16 protein-coding genes and 1 other RNA gene are annotated in these 18,064 nt (G+C 60.3%); 7 read left to right on the plus strand and 10 right to left on the minus strand.

The window, feature by feature from the left end; translation table 11 throughout:
• The first annotated feature begins 44 nt into the window (after positions 1-44).
• Genes ACOI6Z_RS07285 through ACOI6Z_RS07295 form a run of 3 tightly spaced genes read left to right on the plus strand, consistent with a single transcriptional unit; the run spans position 45 to position 3,160 of the window.
• Positions 45-2,054, plus strand: coding sequence for a protein-disulfide reductase DsbD family protein (locus tag ACOI6Z_RS07285; protein WP_065812835.1), 2,010 nt, complete (start codon positions 45-47; stop codon positions 2,052-2,054).
• A 1-nt stretch (position 2,055) separates the two neighbouring features.
• Positions 2,056-2,667 carry a DsbA family protein gene (locus ACOI6Z_RS07290; RefSeq protein WP_023290975.1) on the plus strand — a complete coding sequence of 204 codons (612 nt, stop codon included), beginning with the start codon at positions 2,056-2,058 and terminating at the stop codon, positions 2,665-2,667.
• Positions 2,657-3,160 (plus strand): protein disulfide oxidoreductase, encoded by a 504-nt coding sequence (locus ACOI6Z_RS07295; protein WP_065812834.1) that lies wholly within the window; start codon positions 2,657-2,659, stop codon positions 3,158-3,160. The genes ACOI6Z_RS07290 and ACOI6Z_RS07295 overlap by 11 nt, the downstream gene beginning before the upstream one ends.
• Before the next feature lie 110 nt (positions 3,161-3,270).
• Here ACOI6Z_RS07295 and ACOI6Z_RS07300 read toward each other — a convergent pair whose 3' ends face one another.
• The 8 genes from ACOI6Z_RS07300 to ACOI6Z_RS07335 all read right to left on the minus strand — a co-directional run bounded on the left by ACOI6Z_RS07300 (position 3,271) and on the right by ACOI6Z_RS07335 (position 13,332).
• Entirely contained in the window at positions 3,271-4,014 is a 744-nt protein-coding gene (locus ACOI6Z_RS07300) for an SDR family oxidoreductase (RefSeq protein ID WP_023290977.1), read from the minus strand.
• 61 nt (positions 4,015-4,075) lie between these two features.
• A complete protein-coding gene (gene gcvP, locus ACOI6Z_RS07305) occupies positions 4,076-6,949 on the minus strand; it encodes an aminomethyl-transferring glycine dehydrogenase (RefSeq protein ID WP_065812833.1) in 2,874 nt (957 codons plus the stop codon).
• 145 nt (positions 6,950-7,094) lie between these two features.
• Positions 7,095-7,484, minus strand: a complete 390-nt coding sequence (gene gcvH / locus ACOI6Z_RS07310) for a glycine cleavage system protein GcvH (protein WP_023290979.1) — start codon at positions 7,482-7,484, stop codon at positions 7,095-7,097.
• Between the two features lie 24 nt (positions 7,485-7,508).
• Positions 7,509-8,603, minus strand: coding sequence for a glycine cleavage system aminomethyltransferase GcvT (gene gcvT, locus ACOI6Z_RS07315; RefSeq protein ID WP_004205303.1), 1,095 nt, complete (start codon positions 8,601-8,603; stop codon positions 7,509-7,511).
• Positions 8,604-9,025: 422 nt separating this feature from the next.
• Positions 9,026-10,228 carry an FAD-dependent 2-octaprenylphenol hydroxylase gene (gene ubiI, locus ACOI6Z_RS07320; protein ID WP_032454040.1) on the minus strand — a complete coding sequence of 401 codons (1,203 nt, stop codon included), beginning with the start codon at positions 10,226-10,228 and terminating at the stop codon, positions 9,026-9,028.
• Positions 10,229-10,238: 10 nt separating this feature from the next.
• Positions 10,239-11,417 carry a 2-octaprenyl-6-methoxyphenyl hydroxylase gene (gene ubiH, locus ACOI6Z_RS07325; protein WP_065812832.1) on the minus strand — a complete coding sequence of 393 codons (1,179 nt, stop codon included), beginning with the start codon at positions 11,415-11,417 and terminating at the stop codon, positions 10,239-10,241.
• Positions 11,414-12,730, minus strand: coding sequence for a Xaa-Pro aminopeptidase (pepP, locus tag ACOI6Z_RS07330; protein ID WP_004205299.1), 1,317 nt, complete (start codon positions 12,728-12,730; stop codon positions 11,414-11,416). The genes ubiH and pepP overlap by 4 nt, the downstream gene beginning before the upstream one ends.
• A 23-nt stretch (positions 12,731-12,753) precedes the next feature.
• A complete protein-coding gene (locus tag ACOI6Z_RS07335) occupies positions 12,754-13,332 on the minus strand; it encodes a YecA family protein (RefSeq protein WP_002916486.1) in 579 nt (192 codons plus the stop codon).
• Positions 13,333-13,498: 166 nt separating this feature from the next.
• Between ACOI6Z_RS07335 and zapA the strand changes: the two genes are divergently transcribed.
• The 3 genes from zapA to ACOI6Z_RS07350 all read left to right on the plus strand — a co-directional run bounded on the left by zapA (position 13,499) and on the right by ACOI6Z_RS07350 (position 14,749).
• Positions 13,499-13,828, plus strand: a complete 330-nt coding sequence (gene zapA, locus ACOI6Z_RS07340; RefSeq protein WP_004205298.1) for a cell division protein ZapA — start codon at positions 13,499-13,501, stop codon at positions 13,826-13,828.
• Positions 13,829-13,869: 41 nt separating this feature from the next.
• Positions 13,870-14,053: non-coding RNA, 6S RNA (gene ssrS, locus ACOI6Z_RS07345), on the plus strand.
• A gap of 99 nt (positions 14,054-14,152) precedes the next feature.
• Positions 14,153-14,749, plus strand: coding sequence for a 5-formyltetrahydrofolate cyclo-ligase (locus tag ACOI6Z_RS07350; protein ID WP_072413555.1), 597 nt, complete (start codon positions 14,153-14,155; stop codon positions 14,747-14,749).
• An 83-nt stretch (positions 14,750-14,832) separates the two neighbouring features.
• Here the strand turns inward: ACOI6Z_RS07350 and serA are convergent, their stop codons facing one another.
• Positions 14,833-16,065, minus strand: a complete 1,233-nt coding sequence (gene serA, locus ACOI6Z_RS07355) for a phosphoglycerate dehydrogenase (RefSeq protein WP_008806446.1) — start codon at positions 16,063-16,065, stop codon at positions 14,833-14,835.
• Between the two features lie 269 nt (positions 16,066-16,334).
• Positions 16,335-16,994: a ribose-5-phosphate isomerase RpiA gene (gene rpiA / locus ACOI6Z_RS07360; RefSeq protein WP_002916495.1), complete on the minus strand. Its 660-nt coding sequence runs from the start codon at positions 16,992-16,994 to the stop codon at positions 16,335-16,337.
• Positions 16,995-17,161: 167 nt separating this feature from the next.
• On the opposite strand from rpiA, the gene argP reads away from it, so the two are divergent.
• Positions 17,162-18,055, plus strand: a complete 894-nt coding sequence (argP, locus tag ACOI6Z_RS07365; RefSeq protein ID WP_002916497.1) for a DNA-binding transcriptional regulator ArgP — start codon at positions 17,162-17,164, stop codon at positions 18,053-18,055.
• The last annotated feature ends 9 nt before the right edge of the window (positions 18,056-18,064 follow it).

Genomic DNA, 18,064 nt, shown 5'->3' on the forward strand with positions numbered 1-18,064 from the left:
TTTCCTGACAGTTCAGGTTAATTCATCATTTATGGAGCAAATTTATGTCTATGTTATTCAGGCGACTACTGGTCTGCCTGCTTTGGCTATGGCTGCCCGTCAGCCAGGCCGCCGACAGCGGCTGGCTACGCGCCGCCGATAATCAACACGCCAGCGTGCGCCTGCGGGCGCAAACCGAGAGCAATGGCGATACCCGCCTGCTTTTAGACGTGGCGCTGGAAAAGGGCTGGAAAACCTACTGGCGCTCGCCAGGGGAAGGCGGCATCGCGCCGGCTATCGCCTGGGGCACGCCGCTGGCGGTTGACTGGCGCTGGCCGACGCCGCAGCGTTTCGACGTTGCGGGCATTTCCACTCAGGGGTATCACGGCGACGTCAGCTTCCCGATGACCCTGCGCGGGAAGATACCGCCGACGCTCAGCGGCGTACTGACATTATCCACCTGCAGCAATGTCTGCATTCTCACTGACTATCCCTTTTCGCTGGATATGACGGCCCCGCCAGGGGAGGGTTTTGCCTACGATTACACCCGTGCGATGGGCACGCTGCCGCTGCGCGATGGCCTGACTTCGCAGCTGAGCGCCAGCTACGTCAGCGGCAAACTGACGGTGACCGCCCGCCGTGATGCCGGCTGGCAGCAGCCAGCGCTGTTTATCGACGGCATGGAGGATGTCGATTTCGGCAAGCCGAGCTTTACCACCCGCGGCGATACGCTGACCGCCAGCGTGCCGATCACCGATAGCTGGGGCGAAGCGGCGCCGGATCTACGCGGTAAAACGTTGTCGCTGGTGCTGGCGGATAGCGGCCAGGCGCAGGAAAGCCAGCTCGCCATCAGCGCCGGCAGCGCCGCGCCGGAGCTGACGTTAGGCTGGGTGCTGCTGATGGCGCTGGCCGGGGGGCTTATCCTCAATGTAATGCCCTGCGTCCTGCCGGTGCTGGCGATGAAGCTCGGCTCGCTGGTGCAAACCGAACATCGCGAACGCGGCGCGGTTCGCCGACAGTTCCTCGCCTCGGCGTGCGGGATCGTCGTCTCGTTCCTGGCGCTGGCGCTGATGATGACCGCGCTACGCCTGGGTAATCAGGCGCTCGGCTGGGGGATCCAGTTCCAGAACCCGTGGTTTATCGGCGCCATGGCGCTGGTGATGGTCCTGTTCAGCGCCAGTCTGCTGGGGCTGTTCGAAATCCGCCTCTCCTCCACCGCCAGCACCTTCCTCGCCACCCGAGGCGGCAACGGCTTAATGGGCCATTTCTGGCAGGGCGCCTTCGCCACCCTGCTGGCGACGCCCTGCACCGCGCCGTTCCTTGGCACCGCCGTGTCGGTGGCGCTGGTGGCGCCGCTGCCGCTGCTGTGGGGGATTTTCTTCGCCATGGGGATCGGTATGAGCCTGCCGTGGCTGCTGAACGTCGCCTGGCCGGGGCTGGCGCAACGCCTTCCGCGCCCAGGCCGCTGGATGAATCATCTGCGGGTGGCGCTGGGGGTGATGATGCTTGGCTCGGCGCTATGGCTGGTCAGCCTGCTGACGATCCACATCGGCCGTACCCCGGTGCTTACCCTGCTGGTGATACTGACCGTAGCCCTGCTGCTGGCCACCGCCTGGCGCTACCGCTGGCGGACCGCGCTGCGCGCAGGGGCTCTGGCCATCGTGGTGGCCGGCGCCGTCGCCTTTGTCTCCCGGCCTGACGGCGAGGGCCCGCGCCGCGACCGGGTTAACTGGCAGCCGCTCAGCGAGCAGGCTATCGCCAGCGCCCTGGCGGAACATAAGCGGGTGTTTATTGATGTCACCGCCGACTGGTGCGTGACCTGTAAAGCCAATAAATACAACGTGCTGCTGCGCGATGACGTCCAGCAGGCGCTGTTAGCGCCGGACGTGGTCGCCCTGCGCGGCGACTGGAGCCGCCCCTCCGCCACGATTAGTCAGTTTTTAACCGACCGCGGCAGCGCCGCGGTGCCGTTTAACCAGATTTACGGACCGGGATTGCCGCAGGGAGAGATCCTGCCTGCGCTGTTAGATCGCGACCACCTCCTCGCCACCCTGTCCGCCGCCAAAGGAAACTAACATGAGAGCTATCACCGCCTTATTGCTGCTGTGCGTATCCGCCTTCAGCTTCGCCGCCCCGGCGGAAGAACCACCAGCAAACGGTAATGACCAGCTGGCGCAGCTGCTGTTTAACGATCCGAACAGCCCGCGCACCGGCGCCAAAGCGCCGAAGCTGACGATCGTCTCGTTTACCGATTACAACTGTCCTTACTGTAAACAGTTTGATCCGATGCTGGAAAAAATCGTCCACGATAACCCGGACATCCAGCTGATCGTGAAGCTGCTGCCGTTCAAGGGGCAAAGTTCGGTCAATGCCGCCAAAGCGGCGCTCTCTACCTGGCGCCAGCAGCCCGATAAGTTCTGGGCGCTGCATCAGCGGCTGATGGCGAAAAAAGGCTATCACGATGACGCCAGCATCGCCGCGGCGCAGAAGAAAACCGCCACCGACAGCGTCAGTCTCGATGACAAGACCATGGATTCACTGAAGATGAACCTGATTTTGTCGCAGGTGCTGAATATTCAGGGCACGCCGGCGACCATCATCGGCGATCAGATGGTGGCCGGGGCGATCCCTGCTGACGAACTGGAGGGGCTGGTGAAAGAGCAGCTGGCGAAAGCCCGTGGCCAGTAAGCTCAGGCGCTGGCTGCGTGAGCTGGCAGTGTGGCTGCTGATTGGCGCGGCGATGGGCCTGGCGGTGGATTATTTTCGCCAGCCCGCGCTGCCGCAAAACGTCAGCGCCACATCGCTGCACACCCTCGACGGCAGGACGGTGGATCTGAACGCCATGAGCCAGCAAAAGCCGCTGCTGCTGTACGTCTGGGCCACCTGGTGCGGGGTCTGTCGCTACACCACGCCGTCGGTGGCATCGCTTGCCGCCGATGGCGGCAATGTGCTGACCGTGGCCCTGCGATCCGGTGATAACGCCGCGCTGGAGACGTGGCTTGCCAGAAAGAAACTGGCGCTGCCGACGGTGAATGACCCGAGCGGCCAGCTGGCGCGGCGGTGGGACATTCGGGTGACGCCAACGCTGGTGGTGATTTATCGAGGCGAGGTGAAGTCGGTCACCACCGGCTGGACCAGCGGCTGGGGAATGCGTCTACGGCTGTGGCTGGCCTTCTGGTAGACCGTCGGGTTACCTGGCTCGCGTTGTTGGGTAGCCCGGATAAGGCGTAGCCGCCATCCGGGAAGGTTACCCGGCAAGCGCAGCGCCGCCGGGCAATAGACATCTACGGGTTATTTACCGCCCGCCAGTTCGAGGAAACTGCCCGTCACATAAGACGCTTTGTCGCTCAGCAGCCAGGCAATGGCCTGAGCGACCTCTTCCGGCTGACCGCCGCGCCGCATCGGCAGCGAATGCTTCACCCGATCCACGCGCCCCGGTTCGCCGCCGGAGGCGTGCATCTCGGTATAAATCAGCCCAGGGCGCACGCCATTTACCCGGATCCCCTGCGCCGCCACCTCCAGCGCCAGGCCGGTGGTCAGGGTATCCACCGCCCCTTTCGACGCGGCGTAATCAACATATTCTCCCGGCGAGCCAAGGCGCGACGCCGCCGACGACACGTTAACTATCGCCCCGCCCTTGCCGCCATGCTGATGCGCCATGCGCTTGACCGCCTCGCGGCAGCAGAGGAAATAGCCGGTCACGTTGGTCGCCAGCACGCGGTTAATGCGCTCGGCGCTCAGGCTCTCCACCGTACACTGGGTAAAGAGGATCCCGGCGTTGTTGACCAGCGCCGTCAGCGGCTCGCCCATGCGGTCAATCGCCTCAAACATCGCCATCACCTGCGCTTCATCACTGATATCCGCCCGCAGCGCCGTGGCTTTGCCGCCGGCGGCAACAATGGTATTCACCACCTCGGTGGCAGCGTTAATATTGTGATGATAATTGACCGCGACAGTATACCCTTCCTGCGCCAGCAGCAGCGCCGTCGCCCGACCTATTCCGCGGCTCGCGCCGCTAATCAGTGCTATCCCCATGCTTCTCTCCCAAAAAATAAAGGCGCCGCAGCGCCTTTAAAAGTATAGCTAATTCCGCACGTTACTGATATTCGCTCATCGGCACGCAGGAGCAGAACAGATTACGGTCGCCGTACACGTCGTCCAGGCGTTTCACCGTCGGCCAGTATTTGTTGTGCAGACCCGCCGGGAATACCGCCAGCTCGCGGCTGTACGGATGGTTCCATTCCCCAACGATCTCACCCTGGGTATGCGGCGCGTTCACCAGCGGGTTGTCTTCCAGCGGCCATTCACCGGCTTTGACGCGGTCGATTTCCGCGCGGATCGCCAGCATCGCGTCGATAAAGCGGTCCAGCTCCACCTTGCTTTCCGATTCCGTCGGCTCAACCATCAGCGTACCCGCTACCGGGAAGGACATGGTCGGCGCATGGAAGCCAAAGTCGATCAGGCGCTTGGCGATATCCAGCTCGCTAATGCCGGTCTCTTCTTTCAGCGGACGAATATCGAGAATACATTCGTGCGCCACGCGACCATCGCGACCGGTGTAGAGCACCGGGTAGGCGTCTTTCAGACGGGTAGCGATGTAGTTGGCGTTAAGGATCGCGTTCTGGCTCGCCTGCTTCAGCCCTTCCGCGCCCATCATACGGATATACATCCAGCTGATCGGCAGGATGGACGCGCTGCCGAACGGCGCAGCGGAAACCGCGCCCTGACGGGTCAGCATCCCTTCAATCTGCACCACGCTGTGACCCGGCACGAACGGCGCCAGGTGCGCTTTCACGCCGATTGGGCCCATACCCGGGCCGCCGCCGCCGTGCGGAATGCAGAACGTTTTATGCAGGTTGAGGTGCGAAACGTCAGCGCCGATAAAGCCCGGAGAGGTGATCCCGACCTGGGCGTTCATGTTGGCGCCGTCAAGGTAAACCTGGCCGCCGAACTGGTGCACGATCTCGCACACTTCGCGAATGGTCTCTTCATATACGCCGTGGGTCGACGGATAGGTGACCATGATGCAGGAGAGATTCGCCCCCGCCTGCTCTGCTTTTTCACGCAGGTCGACGAGATCGATGTTGCCGTTTTTGTCGCACGCGACCACCACCACCTGCATACCCGCCATCTGCGCGGAAGCCGGGTTGGTGCCGTGCGCGGAGCTTGGGATCAGGCAGATATCGCGATGGCCTTCGTTGCGGCTCTCATGGTAGTGGCGAATCGCCAGCAGGCCAGCATATTCGCCCTGCGCGCCGGAGTTCGGCTGCATGCAGACGGCGTCATAGCCGGTCAGTTTCACCAGCCAGTCGGAGAGCTGAGCGATCATCTGATGATACCCTTCCGCCTGCTCTACCGGGCAGAACGGGTGCAGCTCAGCGAACTCCGGCCAGGTGATGGGGATCATCTCCGCCGCGGCGTTCAGCTTCATGGTGCAGGAGCCCAGCGGGATCATCGCCTGGTTCAGCGCCAGATCTTTACGCTCCAGGGCGTGCATGTAGCGCATCATCTCGGTCTCGCTATGGTAGCGGTTGAACACCGGATGGGTGAGGATCGCATCGTCGCGCAGCATCGCCGCCGGGATGGAGCGGCTGTCCAGCGCCACGTCTTTATCCAGGGTATCGATGTCCAGACCATGATCGTCGCCGACGATGGCGCGGAACAGGTTGAGCACGTCTTCGCGGGTGGTCGCTTCATCGAGCGTAATGCCCACCGCGCCGTGAATATCGCTGCGCAGGTTAATCTGCAGGGCTTCGGCACGCGCCAGCACCGCGGCTTTATCCGCCACTTCCACGCACAGGGTGTCGAAGTAGTGGGCATGACGCAGCTTCAGCCCTTTCTTCTGCAGGCCATCGGCCAGAATGTCGGTCAGGCGATGAATGCGGCCTGCGATACGTTTCAGACCCGCCGGGCCGTGGAATACCGCGTACAGGCTGGCGATGTTGGCCAGCAGCACCTGCGAGGTACAAATGTTGGAGTTCGCTTTCTCGCGGCGGATATGCTGTTCGCGAGTCTGCATCGCCATGCGCAGCGCGGTATTCCCCGCCGCATCTTTCGATACGCCGATAATCCGGCCCGGCATGGAGCGTTTGAATTCATCTTTCGCCGCGAAGAAGGCCGCGTGCGGGCCGCCATAGCCCATCGGCACGCCGAAGCGTTGGGCGGAGCCGAAGACGATATCCGCGCCCTGCTTGCCCGGCGCCGTCAGCAGCACCAGCGCCATAAAGTCGGCAGCGACGCTGACAATCACTTTGCGCGCTTTCAGCTCGGCGATCAGTTTGCTGTAATCGTGGATTTCGCCGGTGGTGCCCACCTGCTGCAGCAGCACGCCGAAAACATCCTGGTGATCGAGCACTTTGTCGGCGTCATCGACGATCACGTCGAAACCGAAGGTTTCCGCACGAGTGCGCACCACGTCCAGGGTTTGCGGATGGACGTCGGCGGCGACGAAGAAACGGTTGGCGTTTTTCAGTTTGCTGACGCGTTTGGCCATCGCCATCGCTTCGGCGGCGGCGGTCGCTTCATCGAGCAGCGAAGCGGAAGCAATATCCAGTCCGGTGAGATCCAGCGTAACCTGCTGGAAGTTGAGCAGCGATTCCAGACGGCCCTGGGAGACTTCCGGCTGGTAAGGAGTATAGGCGGTATACCAGCCCGGATTTTCCAGCATGTTGCGCTGAATAACCGGCGGCAGCTGCACGGCGGTGTAGCCCATGCCGATGTAAGACTTGAAGCGCTTGTTGCGACCGGCGATCGCCTTCAGCTCTGCCAGCGCGGCGAATTCGGTTGTCGCGTCGCCCACCTGCGGTGGGGTCGCCAGCTGGATATCCTGCGGCACAATCTGGCCGATCAGGGCGTTAAGCGAATCCGCGCCGACGGTCTTCAGCATCTCTTGCTGCTGCTGAGCGTCCGGGCCAATGTGACGTTCGATAAAGGCGTCGCGGTTTTCAAGCTGACTTAAAGTCTGAGTCATGAGCGATGGTTCCTGAAACGTGCGGTGAATCGTGATTGTCTGACTGGTTTGCCCGGCAAACGCTGATGCTTACCGGGCCGGAATACGCAAAATCGTCCACGCGGCAGGAAGCCAACGCCCCTGCAGCGTGAAGGATGAAACGTATTTATTCGTCTTCTAACAGAGCTTCATAGGCGGTCGCATCCAGCAGCGCGGCAACCTGCGCTTCATCGCTGGCTTTGATTTTGAAGATCCAGCCGTCGGTGTACGGGTCGCTGTTGACCAGTTCCGGCGAGTCGTTCAGCTCTTCGTTAACGGCAACGATTTCACCGCTGATCGGGGCATAAATATCGGAAGCCGCCTTCACGGATTCGGCAACCGCGCAATCGGCGCCCGCTTCAACGGTGGCGCCCACTTCCGGCAGATCAACGAATACCATATCGCCCAGCAGCTCCTGCGCATGCTCGGTGATCCCGACGGTATAGGTGCCGTCCGCTTCTTTACGCAGCCACTCGTGTTCTTTGCTGTATTTCAGTTCTGCTGGTACGTTGCTCATCAATTCATCTCCAAAAAAGGGAAATCACACAATGGCTTTGCCATTGCGTACAAAACCAGGTTTAGTCACTTTTACCGGCATTTCACGGTTACGAATTTGCACCACCGCGGTGTCGCCTATCCCGGCCGGCACGCGAGCCAGCGCGATACTGTAGCCCAGGGTCGGCGAGAAGGTGCCGCTGGTGATAATGCCTTCTTTTTGATTACCGTCGCTATCGGTAAAACGTACCGGCAGGCCGCCGCGCAGGACGCCTTTCTCGGTCATCACCAGGCCAACCAGCTGTTCGGTGCCCTTTTCACGCTGCATCTCCAGCGCTTCGCGACCGATAAAATTACGATCCGCCGGTTCCCAGGCAATAGTCCAGCCCATATTCGCCGCCAGCGGAGAGACGCCTTCGTCCATCTCCTGGCCATACAGGTTCATCCCGGCCTCCAGGCGCAGGGTATCGCGCGCGCCGAGACCGCACGGCTTAACGCCAGCGTCCAGCAGACCGCGCCAGAAATCCGCCGCCTGCTCGTTCGGCATGGCGATTTCATAACCCGCTTCGCCGGTATAGCCGGTGGTGGCAATAAACAGCTCGCCGGCCTGCACGCCGAAGAACGGCTTCATACCTTCCACGGCCTGACGCTGCGCGTCGGTGAACAGCGTCGCCGCCTTCGCTTTCGCCTGCGGACCCTGAACCGCGATCAGCGACAGATCGTCGCGAACGATGATTTCAAGGCCGTAAGGTTCAGCTTGTTCGGAAATCCAGGCGAGGTCTTTTTCGCGGGTGGCGGAGTTAACAACAAGGCGGAAATAATCTTCAGAGAGGAAATAGACAATCAGGTCGTCGATGACGCCGGCGGAGGCGGTCAGCATGCCGGTGTAGAGCGCTTTGCCCGGGGTGGTGAGCTTCGCCACGTCGTTGGCCAGCAAATAGCGCAAGAACTCTCTGGTCCGGCTGCCGTGGAAATCAACGATGGTCATATGCGACACATCGAACATGCCTGCGTCGCCGCGCACCGCATGGTGCTCATCAATCTGGGATCCGTAATGCAGCGGCATCATCCAGCCATGGAAATCCACCATGCGCGCGCCGCACAGCGTGTGTTGTTCATACAACGGAGTCTGTTGAGCCATCTTTTCCTCATCGAATAAAACGGAACCAGCCACGAGATTGTCGGCGATTTTTCGCCACGAAATGGGGCGTCGGCATCGCTGACGGACACCGACGCAAACGTTCTCTTTTGCCTGAACTTACCACCGAACCCGGCGCTAAACCATAAGCTCATTCAGGGCATCACATTAGCTTATGACTAAAATCCGCCGAAAAGCCTACAGAGTTATTGACTGGAAAAAAGCGATTTACGCCACATAAAATTAACAATACCGCGGCTCGAATTAGGGAATGATGGTGTTTTATGCGATTTCGTAGCCCTAATTTCTTTAACAAAAAAAAGGGCGCATTAATAAAACTAATGCGAAAAAAGAGGTGAAATTAGAATATTTCAAATGAGGGGGAAAACCCGGCGCGCAGGCCGGGTGAAAGAAGTGTGACGCGGTTAACGTAACCAGGCAGGCAGATCGTTGAGGCCCATCGCCTGGCGAATCAGCTGCGGTTTCACGCCCGGCAGCGTATCGGCCAGTTTCAGCCCCATGTCGCGGAGGAACTTCTTCGCCGGATGGCTACCGGAAAACATGTCGCGGAAGCCCTGCATACCCGCCAGCATCAGCGCGGCGCTGTGCTTGCGGCTGCGCTCGTAGCGGCGCAGATAAAGATGCTGGCCGATATCTTTGCCCTGGGCGTGCAGACGCTTCAGTTCGTCGATAAGCTCGGCGGCATCCATAAAGCCGAGGTTGACGCCCTGCCCGGCCAGCGGGTGGATGGTATGCGCGGCATCGCCGACCAGCGCCAGGCGGTGGGCGGCGAACTGGCGGGCATAGCGGCCGGTCAGCGGGAAGACTTCACGTGCGCTTTCCAGCTGGCAGAGGCCAAGGCCATTATCGAAGGCGATATTCAACGCCTGGTTAAAGGTGGCTTCGTCAGCCTCCTGCATCCGCTGCGCCTCCGCCGGCGACAGCGACCAGACGATCGAGCACAGGTGCGGATCGCAGAGCGGCAGGAAGGCGAGGATCCCGTCGCCATGAAATACCTGGCGCGCCACCGCCTGATGCGGCTCAGCGGTACGGATAGTCGCCACCAGCGCGTGATGATGGTAATCCCAGAAGGTCAGCGGAATATCGGCTTTATTGCGCAGCCACGAATTCGCCCCATCGGCGCCGATCACCAGACGCGCGGTGAGCATGCTGCCGTCCTGCAGGCTGAGAAAGGCCTCATTTTCGCCCCACGCCACCTGCTGCAGTTGCGCAGGCGCCAGCAGGGTGACGTCGGCGCAGCGCTGCGCCTTCTGCCACAGCGCATAATGCACCACGGCGTTTTCAATAATATGGCCCAGATGGCTGAAGCCCATGCTCTGGTCATCAAAGCTAATGCGGCCGAAGCTGTCTTTGTCCCACACTTCCATTCCGTGATAGCAGCTGGCGCGTCGGGCAACGATCTCGCGCCAGACGTCCAGCTTCGTCAGCAGCTTTTCGCTGGCGGCGTTTATTGCCGACACGCGCAGCGCCGGCGGCGCATCGGCGGCCAGCGGCTGCGGCTCCGCTTTCTCCAGCACCGCGACGCGCAGGCCGCTGCCCTGTAAACCGCAGGCTACCGCCAGCCCCACCATTCCACCGCCAACAATGGCAACATCAACACTTTGCACGTTCTACTCCTTAACGGGGAACCCAACCGAGGGTACGCTGCGCCAGCGCATCGCGCGCCGGGGTAAATAATTCCATGGCCATCAGACCGACATTGCGCCCCGCCACCAGCGGCGCCCAACGGTTGGCAAACAGATGCACCAGCCCATCGGTCACGCCGATGGTGGCGGCTTTATCCCCTGTTCTGCGCGCCTGATAGCGACACAGCAGCGGATAATGGCCGACATCTTCGCCGCTGAGATGGGCGTCAGCGAGCAGCTCCGCCAGACTCATCACATCGCGCAGGCCGAGATTAAAGCCCTGCCCGGCAATCGGGTGCAGCGTCTGCGCCGCGTTACCGACCAGCGCCAGGCGGTGCGACACCGCGCGGCTGGCGGTGGTGAGGGCCAGCGGATAGACGCTGCGCTTCCCGGCGTGGGTAATGCGCCCCAAACGCCAGCCGAACGCCTGCTGCAGCTCCTGACAAAAGCGTTCGTCAGACCAGCTCAGCACCTCGTCGCGGCGCGACTGCGGATGACACCACACCAGCGAGCAGCGCCCTTGCGACATCGGCAGCATCGCCAGCGGGCCATGCTCGGTAAAACGTTCGAAAGCGCGGCCTTCGTGGGGCAGCGCGGTGCTTACGTTGGCGATAATCGCCAGTTGCTCATAGGACTGCTGTTGCCAGCTGATGCCGCAGCGGGCGCCCAGCGACGAACGCGAACCGTCCGCCGCCACCAGCAGCTTGCCGCTGATCGTTTCGCCCCCCTCAAGGGTAAGGCTGACGCTCTCCTGGCTGCGGCTGACCGCTGCCACCTTCGCCGGACAATGCAGCGTCACGCCCGGCGCCTCGCGCAGCAGGCTAAACAGGCGCTGGCCGACATCGTGGAGTTCAACCACCTGACCCAGCGCCGGCAGGCGATAATCCGCCGCCGCCAGATTCACAAAACCGGCATGGCCGCGGTCGCTGACGTGTACCCGCTGGATAGCCGTCGCCCGCTCGGCGAGAGGTTGCCAGACACCGATGCGCGCCAGCTGCTGGCAGGTGCCGGCGGCCAGGGCGATCGCCCGGTCGTCGAAGCCGGGATGGCGAGCCGACTGGGGATCCTGCGCCTCAATCAGATGAACCGGCAGCGCGCCGCCGGTCAAACGGGAGATGGCCAGGGCGAGCGTCGCCCCGGTCATCCCGCCGCCGACGATCAGCACGCTCATGACTGGCGCGCCGCCGCCATCAGCGCTTCGATCTCATCCGCCTTCTTCACCACGCCGGCGGTGAGATTTTCGTTGCCGTCTTCGGTAATGACGATGTCATCTTCAATACGGATGCCGATGCCGCGGTACTGCGCCGGCACGTCGGCGTCGGCGGCGATATACAGCCCCGGTTCGACGGTCAGCACCATCCCCGGCTCCAGGACGCGAGAACGGTCGGTGTCGTAGTGACCGACATCGTGTACATCCAGCCCCAGCCAGTGGCTCAGACCGTGCATAAAGTACGGGCGGTGGGCATTGTTGGCGATCAGCTCGTCAACCTCGCCTTTGAGGATCCCCAGCCGCACCAGGCCGGTGATCATAATGCGCACCACTTCCTGGTTCACCTGGCAGATTGAGGTGCCCGGGCGATAGAGTTCCAGCGCGGTCTCCAGCGATTCCAGCACGATATCGTAGATTTCGCGCTGCGGCTGGCTGAATTTGCCGTTCACCGGGAAGGTGCGGGTAATGTCGCCGGCATAGCCGCGATACTCGCAGCCGGCGTCAATCAGCACTAAATCGCCGTCGCGCAGTTCAGATTCGTTTTCGGTGTAGTGCAGAATGCAGCCGTTTTCGCCGCCGCCAACGATGGTGTTATAGGAGGGGAAGCGCGCGCCGTGGCGATTGAATTCATGGAGAATTTCGCCCTCCAGCTGATACTCGAACATGCCAGGGCGGCATTTTTCCATCGCCCGGGTATGGGCCAGGGCGCTGATCTCCCCGGCGCGGCGCATCACGGCCAGCTCTTCCGCGGATTTGAACAGGCGCATCTCATGCACAATGGGCCGCCAGTCGATCACCGAGTTCGGCGCCTGCAGGTTCTGCCGCGAGCCTTTGCGGAGTTTTTCGAGGGCGTTGAACACAATCTCATCGGCATAGGCATATTCGCCCTGGGCAAAATAGATAGCGTCCAGACCGTTGAGCAGCTGATACAGCTGCTGGTTGATTTCGCTGAACGCCAGCGCCCGGTCCACGCCCAGCTTCGCCGGCGCGGCCTCCTGGCCCAGACGGCGACCGAACCAGATCTCAGCGGTCAGATCGCGAACCCGGTTGAACAGCACGCTATGGTTGTGGGTTTCATCGCTTTTAATCAACACCAGCAGCGCTTCCGGTTCGTTGAAGCCGGTGAAGTACCAGAAATCGCTGTTCTGCCGGTAGGGATATTCCGAATCTGCACTGCGCACCGCTTCCGGTGCGGCGAAAATCAGCGCCGCGCTGCCTGGCTGCATCTGCGCCAACAGCGCCTGGCGACGCGAGAGAAATTCCTGCTGAGTCATGACGCCCCCTGAACGAATTTTAGTTAGTGTAATGTCGGTTTGCGGACTTCCGGTGCGGTTGGCTGCTGACGCGCAAAGGTGTCGTGGCACAGCAGTGCGGCAACGCGGACATACTCGATAATCTCCTCCAGAGACATCTCCAGCTCTTCCTGATCTTCGTCTTCATCGTAGCCCAGCTGGGCAATATTACGCAGATCGTCAATCGCTTCCCCGGTTTCGTCTTTCACTTTATCCAGCTTCGGCTGGCTAACGCCAAGGCCGAGAAGGAAGTGGTTGACCCAGCCGGCGAGGGCGTCGGCGCGGTCAAAGACGCTCACCGCATCGCCTTCCGGCAGATACAGTTGAAAGAGGAAGCCGTCGTCATCCAGTGAGTCGCTGATGGCGGAATGCATGTTACGCAGCGCCTGGGCCAGCTCATGGCCGAAGGCGAGACCTTCGTTGGTCAGGTCGTGCACCAGCGGCTGCCAGCTGCTGTCCGTGTTGCCGCCGCACAGTAATCCGCTGATCAAACCGTGCATCTCGGCCGGGGTAAGCCCTACCCCTTGTTGGTTCAGTAACTGGTCTACATCGTTGTAACCAGGCATTTCGTTCTGTATAGACATGCGCATTCGTCATCGTTGGGAGGAATATTCATGGTATGCTACCACTTTGGACCCTGGTGAACCAGAATAGGGCTTGTATCTTCGCACCAGGGTAGCTATAGTGTCGCCCCTTCGCAGACCCGGGTCAGGGTGTGAAGGCAGCGCAGTCAATCAGCAGGAAGGTGGCATGTCTGCACAACCCGTAGATCTCCAAATTTTCGGCCGTTCACTGCGAGTGAATTGCCCGCCTGAACAAAGGGATGCCCTGAATCAGGCAGCTGAAGACCTTAATCAGCGGTTGCAAGATTTAAAAGAACGCACTAGAGTCACAAATACTGAGCAGCTGGTCTTCATCGCCGCGTTGAACATCAGCTATGAGTTGACTCAGGAAAAAGCGAAGACCCGCGACTACGCTTCCAGTATGGAGCAGCGCATTCGCATGCTTCAGCAGACCATCGAGCAAGCATTGCTTGAGCAAGGTCGCATAAGCGAAAGACCAGGGTCGAAGTTTGAATAACACTTTGCAGTTAACTGTGTTAGAGTAACTCTAGGAACAAAATTTCTCTGAGATGTTTGCAAGCGGGCCAGTCCCCTGAGCCGATATTTCATACCACAAGAATGTGGCGCTCCACGGTTGGTGAGCATGCTCGGTCCGTCCGAGAAGCCTTAAAACTGTGACGACACATTCACCTTGAACCAAGGGTTCAAGGGTTACAGCCTGCGGCGGCATCTCGGAGATTCCCTTCCTTACCTCGCATTATTTCCCCACGCCTGTTTTCGGCTGATGCCGCACTGTATTACACTGTTTTCTATTGTTTCGCCTGCTCGCCATGAGACCTGCATGACTCTACAGCCCGATACCCTGCTCTCCCGCCAGCACATTCGCCAGCAGATCCGCGAGCGTCGACGCGCGCTCAGCCCTGAGCAACAGCGGCAGTTTGCCCTGCAGGCCGCAGAGCGGATGATGGCCTGGCCGCCGGTGGTTCTCGCCCACACCGTGGCGCTGTTTCTCTCCTTTGACGGCGAGCTGGACACCCAACCGCTGATCGACCAGCTCTGGCGGGCCGGTAAGCGAGTCTATCTCCCGGTGCTGCATCCGTTTAGCCCCGGTAACCTGCTGTTTTTACATTACCATCCGCAGAGCGAACTGATAGTGAATCGCCTGAAGATCCGCGAACCGAAGCTCGACGTGCGCGACGTGCTGCCGCTCGCTGAACTCGATGTGCTGGTCACCCCGCTGGTGGCCTTCGATGCCGGCGGCCAACGGCTGGGGATGGGTGGCGGTTTTTACGACCGGACGCTGCAAAACTGGCAGCAGTATCGCCTGCAGCCGGTGGGCTACGCGCACGACTGCCAGCAGGTGGACACCCTGCCGAGCGAAGAGTGGGATATCCCGCTGCCGGCGGTGATCACCCCGGGCAAAACCTGGTGTTGGTAGGTACGCGGGGACGAGAAATTCAGCCTGGAAAGTATTAACAAAAAAACGGGCAGGTACGCGACCTGCCCGAGAGGCAACAATGGTTAGAACAGCAGACGGGCGCGGATAGTCCCCGGGATCGCTTTCATTGCCTGCAGCGCCTGCTGGGCAACGTCTTCTTCCGCTTCGATATCAATAACCACGTAACCCATCTGCGGCGACGTTTGCAGATACTGGGCGGCAATGTTGATGCTCTGCGCGGCGAAGATCTGGTTGATGGCGGTCAGGACGCCCGGCCGGTTCTCATGGATATGCAGCAGACGGCGGCCGCCGTGCAGCGGCAGAGAAACTTCCGGGAAGTTGACCGCCGACAGGGTTGATCCATTGTCAGAGTACTTGGCCAGCTTGCCGGCCACTTCCAGACCGATGTTCTCCTGCGCTTCCTGAGTGGAGCCACCGATATGCGGAGTGAGGATCACGTTATCAAATTCGCACAGCGGAGAAGTGAAGGGGTCGCTGTTGGTCGCGGGTTCGGTCGGGAAGACGTCGATTGCCGCCCCGGCCAGATGCTTACTCGCCAGCGCATCGCATAGCGCCGGAATATCCACCACGGTACCGCGGGAGGCGTTGATCAGCAGCGCGCCCGGCTTCATCAGCGCCAGCTCTTCCGCGCCCATCATATTTTTGGTGGAGGCGTTTTCCGGCACGTGCAGGCTGACCACGTCGCTCATGTTCAGCAGGTCGGAGAGATGCTGTACCTGAGTGGCGTTGCCGAGCGGCAGTTTGTTTTCAATATCATAGAAGAAGACATGCATCCCCAGCGATTCCGCCAGAATGCCGAGCTGGGTGCCGATGTGGCCGTAACCGATAATCCCCAGTTTCTTGCCGCGCGCTTCAAAGCTTCCCACCGCCAGCTTATTCCATACGCCGCGATGCGCCTTAGCGTTGGCTTCCGGCACGCCGCGCAGCAGCAGCAGCAGCTCACCGATCACCAGCTCGGCCACCGAACGGGTATTAGAGAATGGCGCGTTAAACACCGGAATACCGCGCTTCGCGGCGGCGTTCAGATCCACCTGGTTGGTACCGATGCAGAAGCAGCCGACGGCAACCAGTTTTTCCGCCGCGGCGAAAATCTCTTCAGTCAGATGGGTACGGGAACGCAGGCCGATGAAATGGGCATCACGGATCGACGCTTTCAGCTGTTCGGAATCCAGCGCGCCTTTATGAAATTCAATGTTGGTGTAACCTGCCGCGCGAAGGCTATCGATTGCCTTTTGATGCACACCTTCAACCAGCAGAAATTTAATCTTGTCTTTTTCCAGTGATACCTTAGCCATTTCCCCGTCCTGTTTTGTCTTAACTGATGTCGTGCTGAACGAAAGTTCGTCTCAGCAACATATCAAAAAAAACTATCGCGGCAATATGAACGTTTGCGTCGCCGTCCTGAAGAAATGTCATTCAGAAGGAAATGGCAGGACAAAACACCAGAAAGATAATGAACGGTAGCGCGTTAATCAGAATGGTTGCACAAATGTGACAGAAGTCACTAAATTGCACCAGGTGAAAAAATATTTGCGAGGGAGCCGGTTGGCTCCCTGCGGACAGACTATTTTACGATGGTTTTCACACCGTCAGCGGTGCCGATCAGCGCCACGTCGGCGCCGCGATTGGCGAACAGCCCTACGGTCACGACGCCAGGAATGCCGTTAATCGCGTTTTCCAGCGCGATAGCATCGAGAATTTCCAGGCCGTGCACGTCAAGGATCACGTTGCCGTTATCGGTCACCACGCCCTGACGGTATTCCGGACGACCGCCCAGCTTGACCAGCTGGCGTGCAACGGCGCTGCGCGCCATCGGAATGACTTCAACCGGCAGCGGGAATTTGCCCAGAATATCGACCTGCTTGGAGGCATCGGCGATGCAGATAAATTTATCGGCCACCGAAGCGATGATCTTCTCACGGGTCAGCGCCGCGCCGCCGCCTTTGATCATCTGCATGTGACCGTTGATCTCATCCGCGCCGTCAACGTAGATCCCCAGGCGATCGACGCTGTTGAGATCGAAGACGGTGATCCCGAGGCTTTTCAGCTTCTCGGTGGAGGCATCGGAGCTGGAGACCGCCCCTTCGATCTGCCCTTTCATGGTGCCCAGCGCGTCAATAAAATGGGCCGCCGTCGAGCCGGTGCCAACGCCCACAATGGTCCCTGGCTGTACGTATTGCAGCGCTGCCCAACCTACCGCTTTTTTCAGTTCATCCTGCGTCATAATCATGGTCCGAGATGTGAATGCCTGTGGCGCATTATAGAACATCGACAGTGGAAATGTCCCTGCGATGCAGATCACACAACAGAGCAGACCAATTTCGTCTGTATCAAATAAAAATTTATGTCATAGTGCGAGATAACGATTAGTTATGGGGGCACGCCAGAATAATGAAACGACCGGACTACAGGACACTACAAGCGCTGGACGCGGTGATTAGAGAACGAGGATTTGAGCGCGCCGCGCAGAAGCTATGTATTACCCAGTCCGCCGTCTCACAGCGAATTAAGCAGCTGGAAAATATGTTCGGCCAGCCGCTGCTGGTACGTACCGTGCCGCCGCGCCCAACCGAGCAAGGACAAAAATTGCTGGCTCTGTTGCGCCAGGTTGAACTGCTGGAAGAGGAGTGGCTGGGCGACGAGCAGACTGGCTCCACGCCGCTGTTGCTGTCGCTGGCGGTGAACGCCGACAGTCTGGCGACCTGGCTGCTGCCGGCGCTGGCTAATGTGCTGTCGGACTCCCCTATTCGTCTCAACCTGCAGGTGGAAGATGAAACCCGCACCCAGGAGCGCCTGCGCCGTGGCGAAGTGGTCGGCGCGGTAAGTATCCAGCCGCAGGCGCTGCCAAGCTGCCTGGTGGATCAGCTCGGCGCGCTCGATTACCTGTTTGTCGCCTCAAAAGAGTTTGCGCAACGCTACTTCCCGAACGGCGTAACGCGTTCGGCGCTGCTGAAAGCCCCGGTCGTCGCCTTCGACCATCTGGACGATATGCATCAGGCCTTTCTGCAGCAAAACTTCGACCTGCCGCCGGGCAGCGTCCCCTGCCATATCGTCAACTCGTCGGAAGCCTTCGTCCAGCTGGCGCGCCAGGGCACTACCTGCTGTATGATCCCGCATCTGCAGATCGAAAAAGAGCTCAACAGCGGCGAGCTTATCGATCTCACTCCCGGCCTGTTTCAGCGCCGTATGCTCTACTGGCACCGCTTTGCCCCGGAAAGCCGTATGATGCGGCGGGTGACCGATGCGCTCATCGACTACGGGCACAAGGTGCTGCGTCAGGATTAAACCGCGGGC

Source organism: Klebsiella sp. C239 (genome assembly GCF_048822715.1).
Lineage (GTDB): Bacteria > Pseudomonadota > Gammaproteobacteria > Enterobacterales > Enterobacteriaceae > Klebsiella > Klebsiella quasipneumoniae.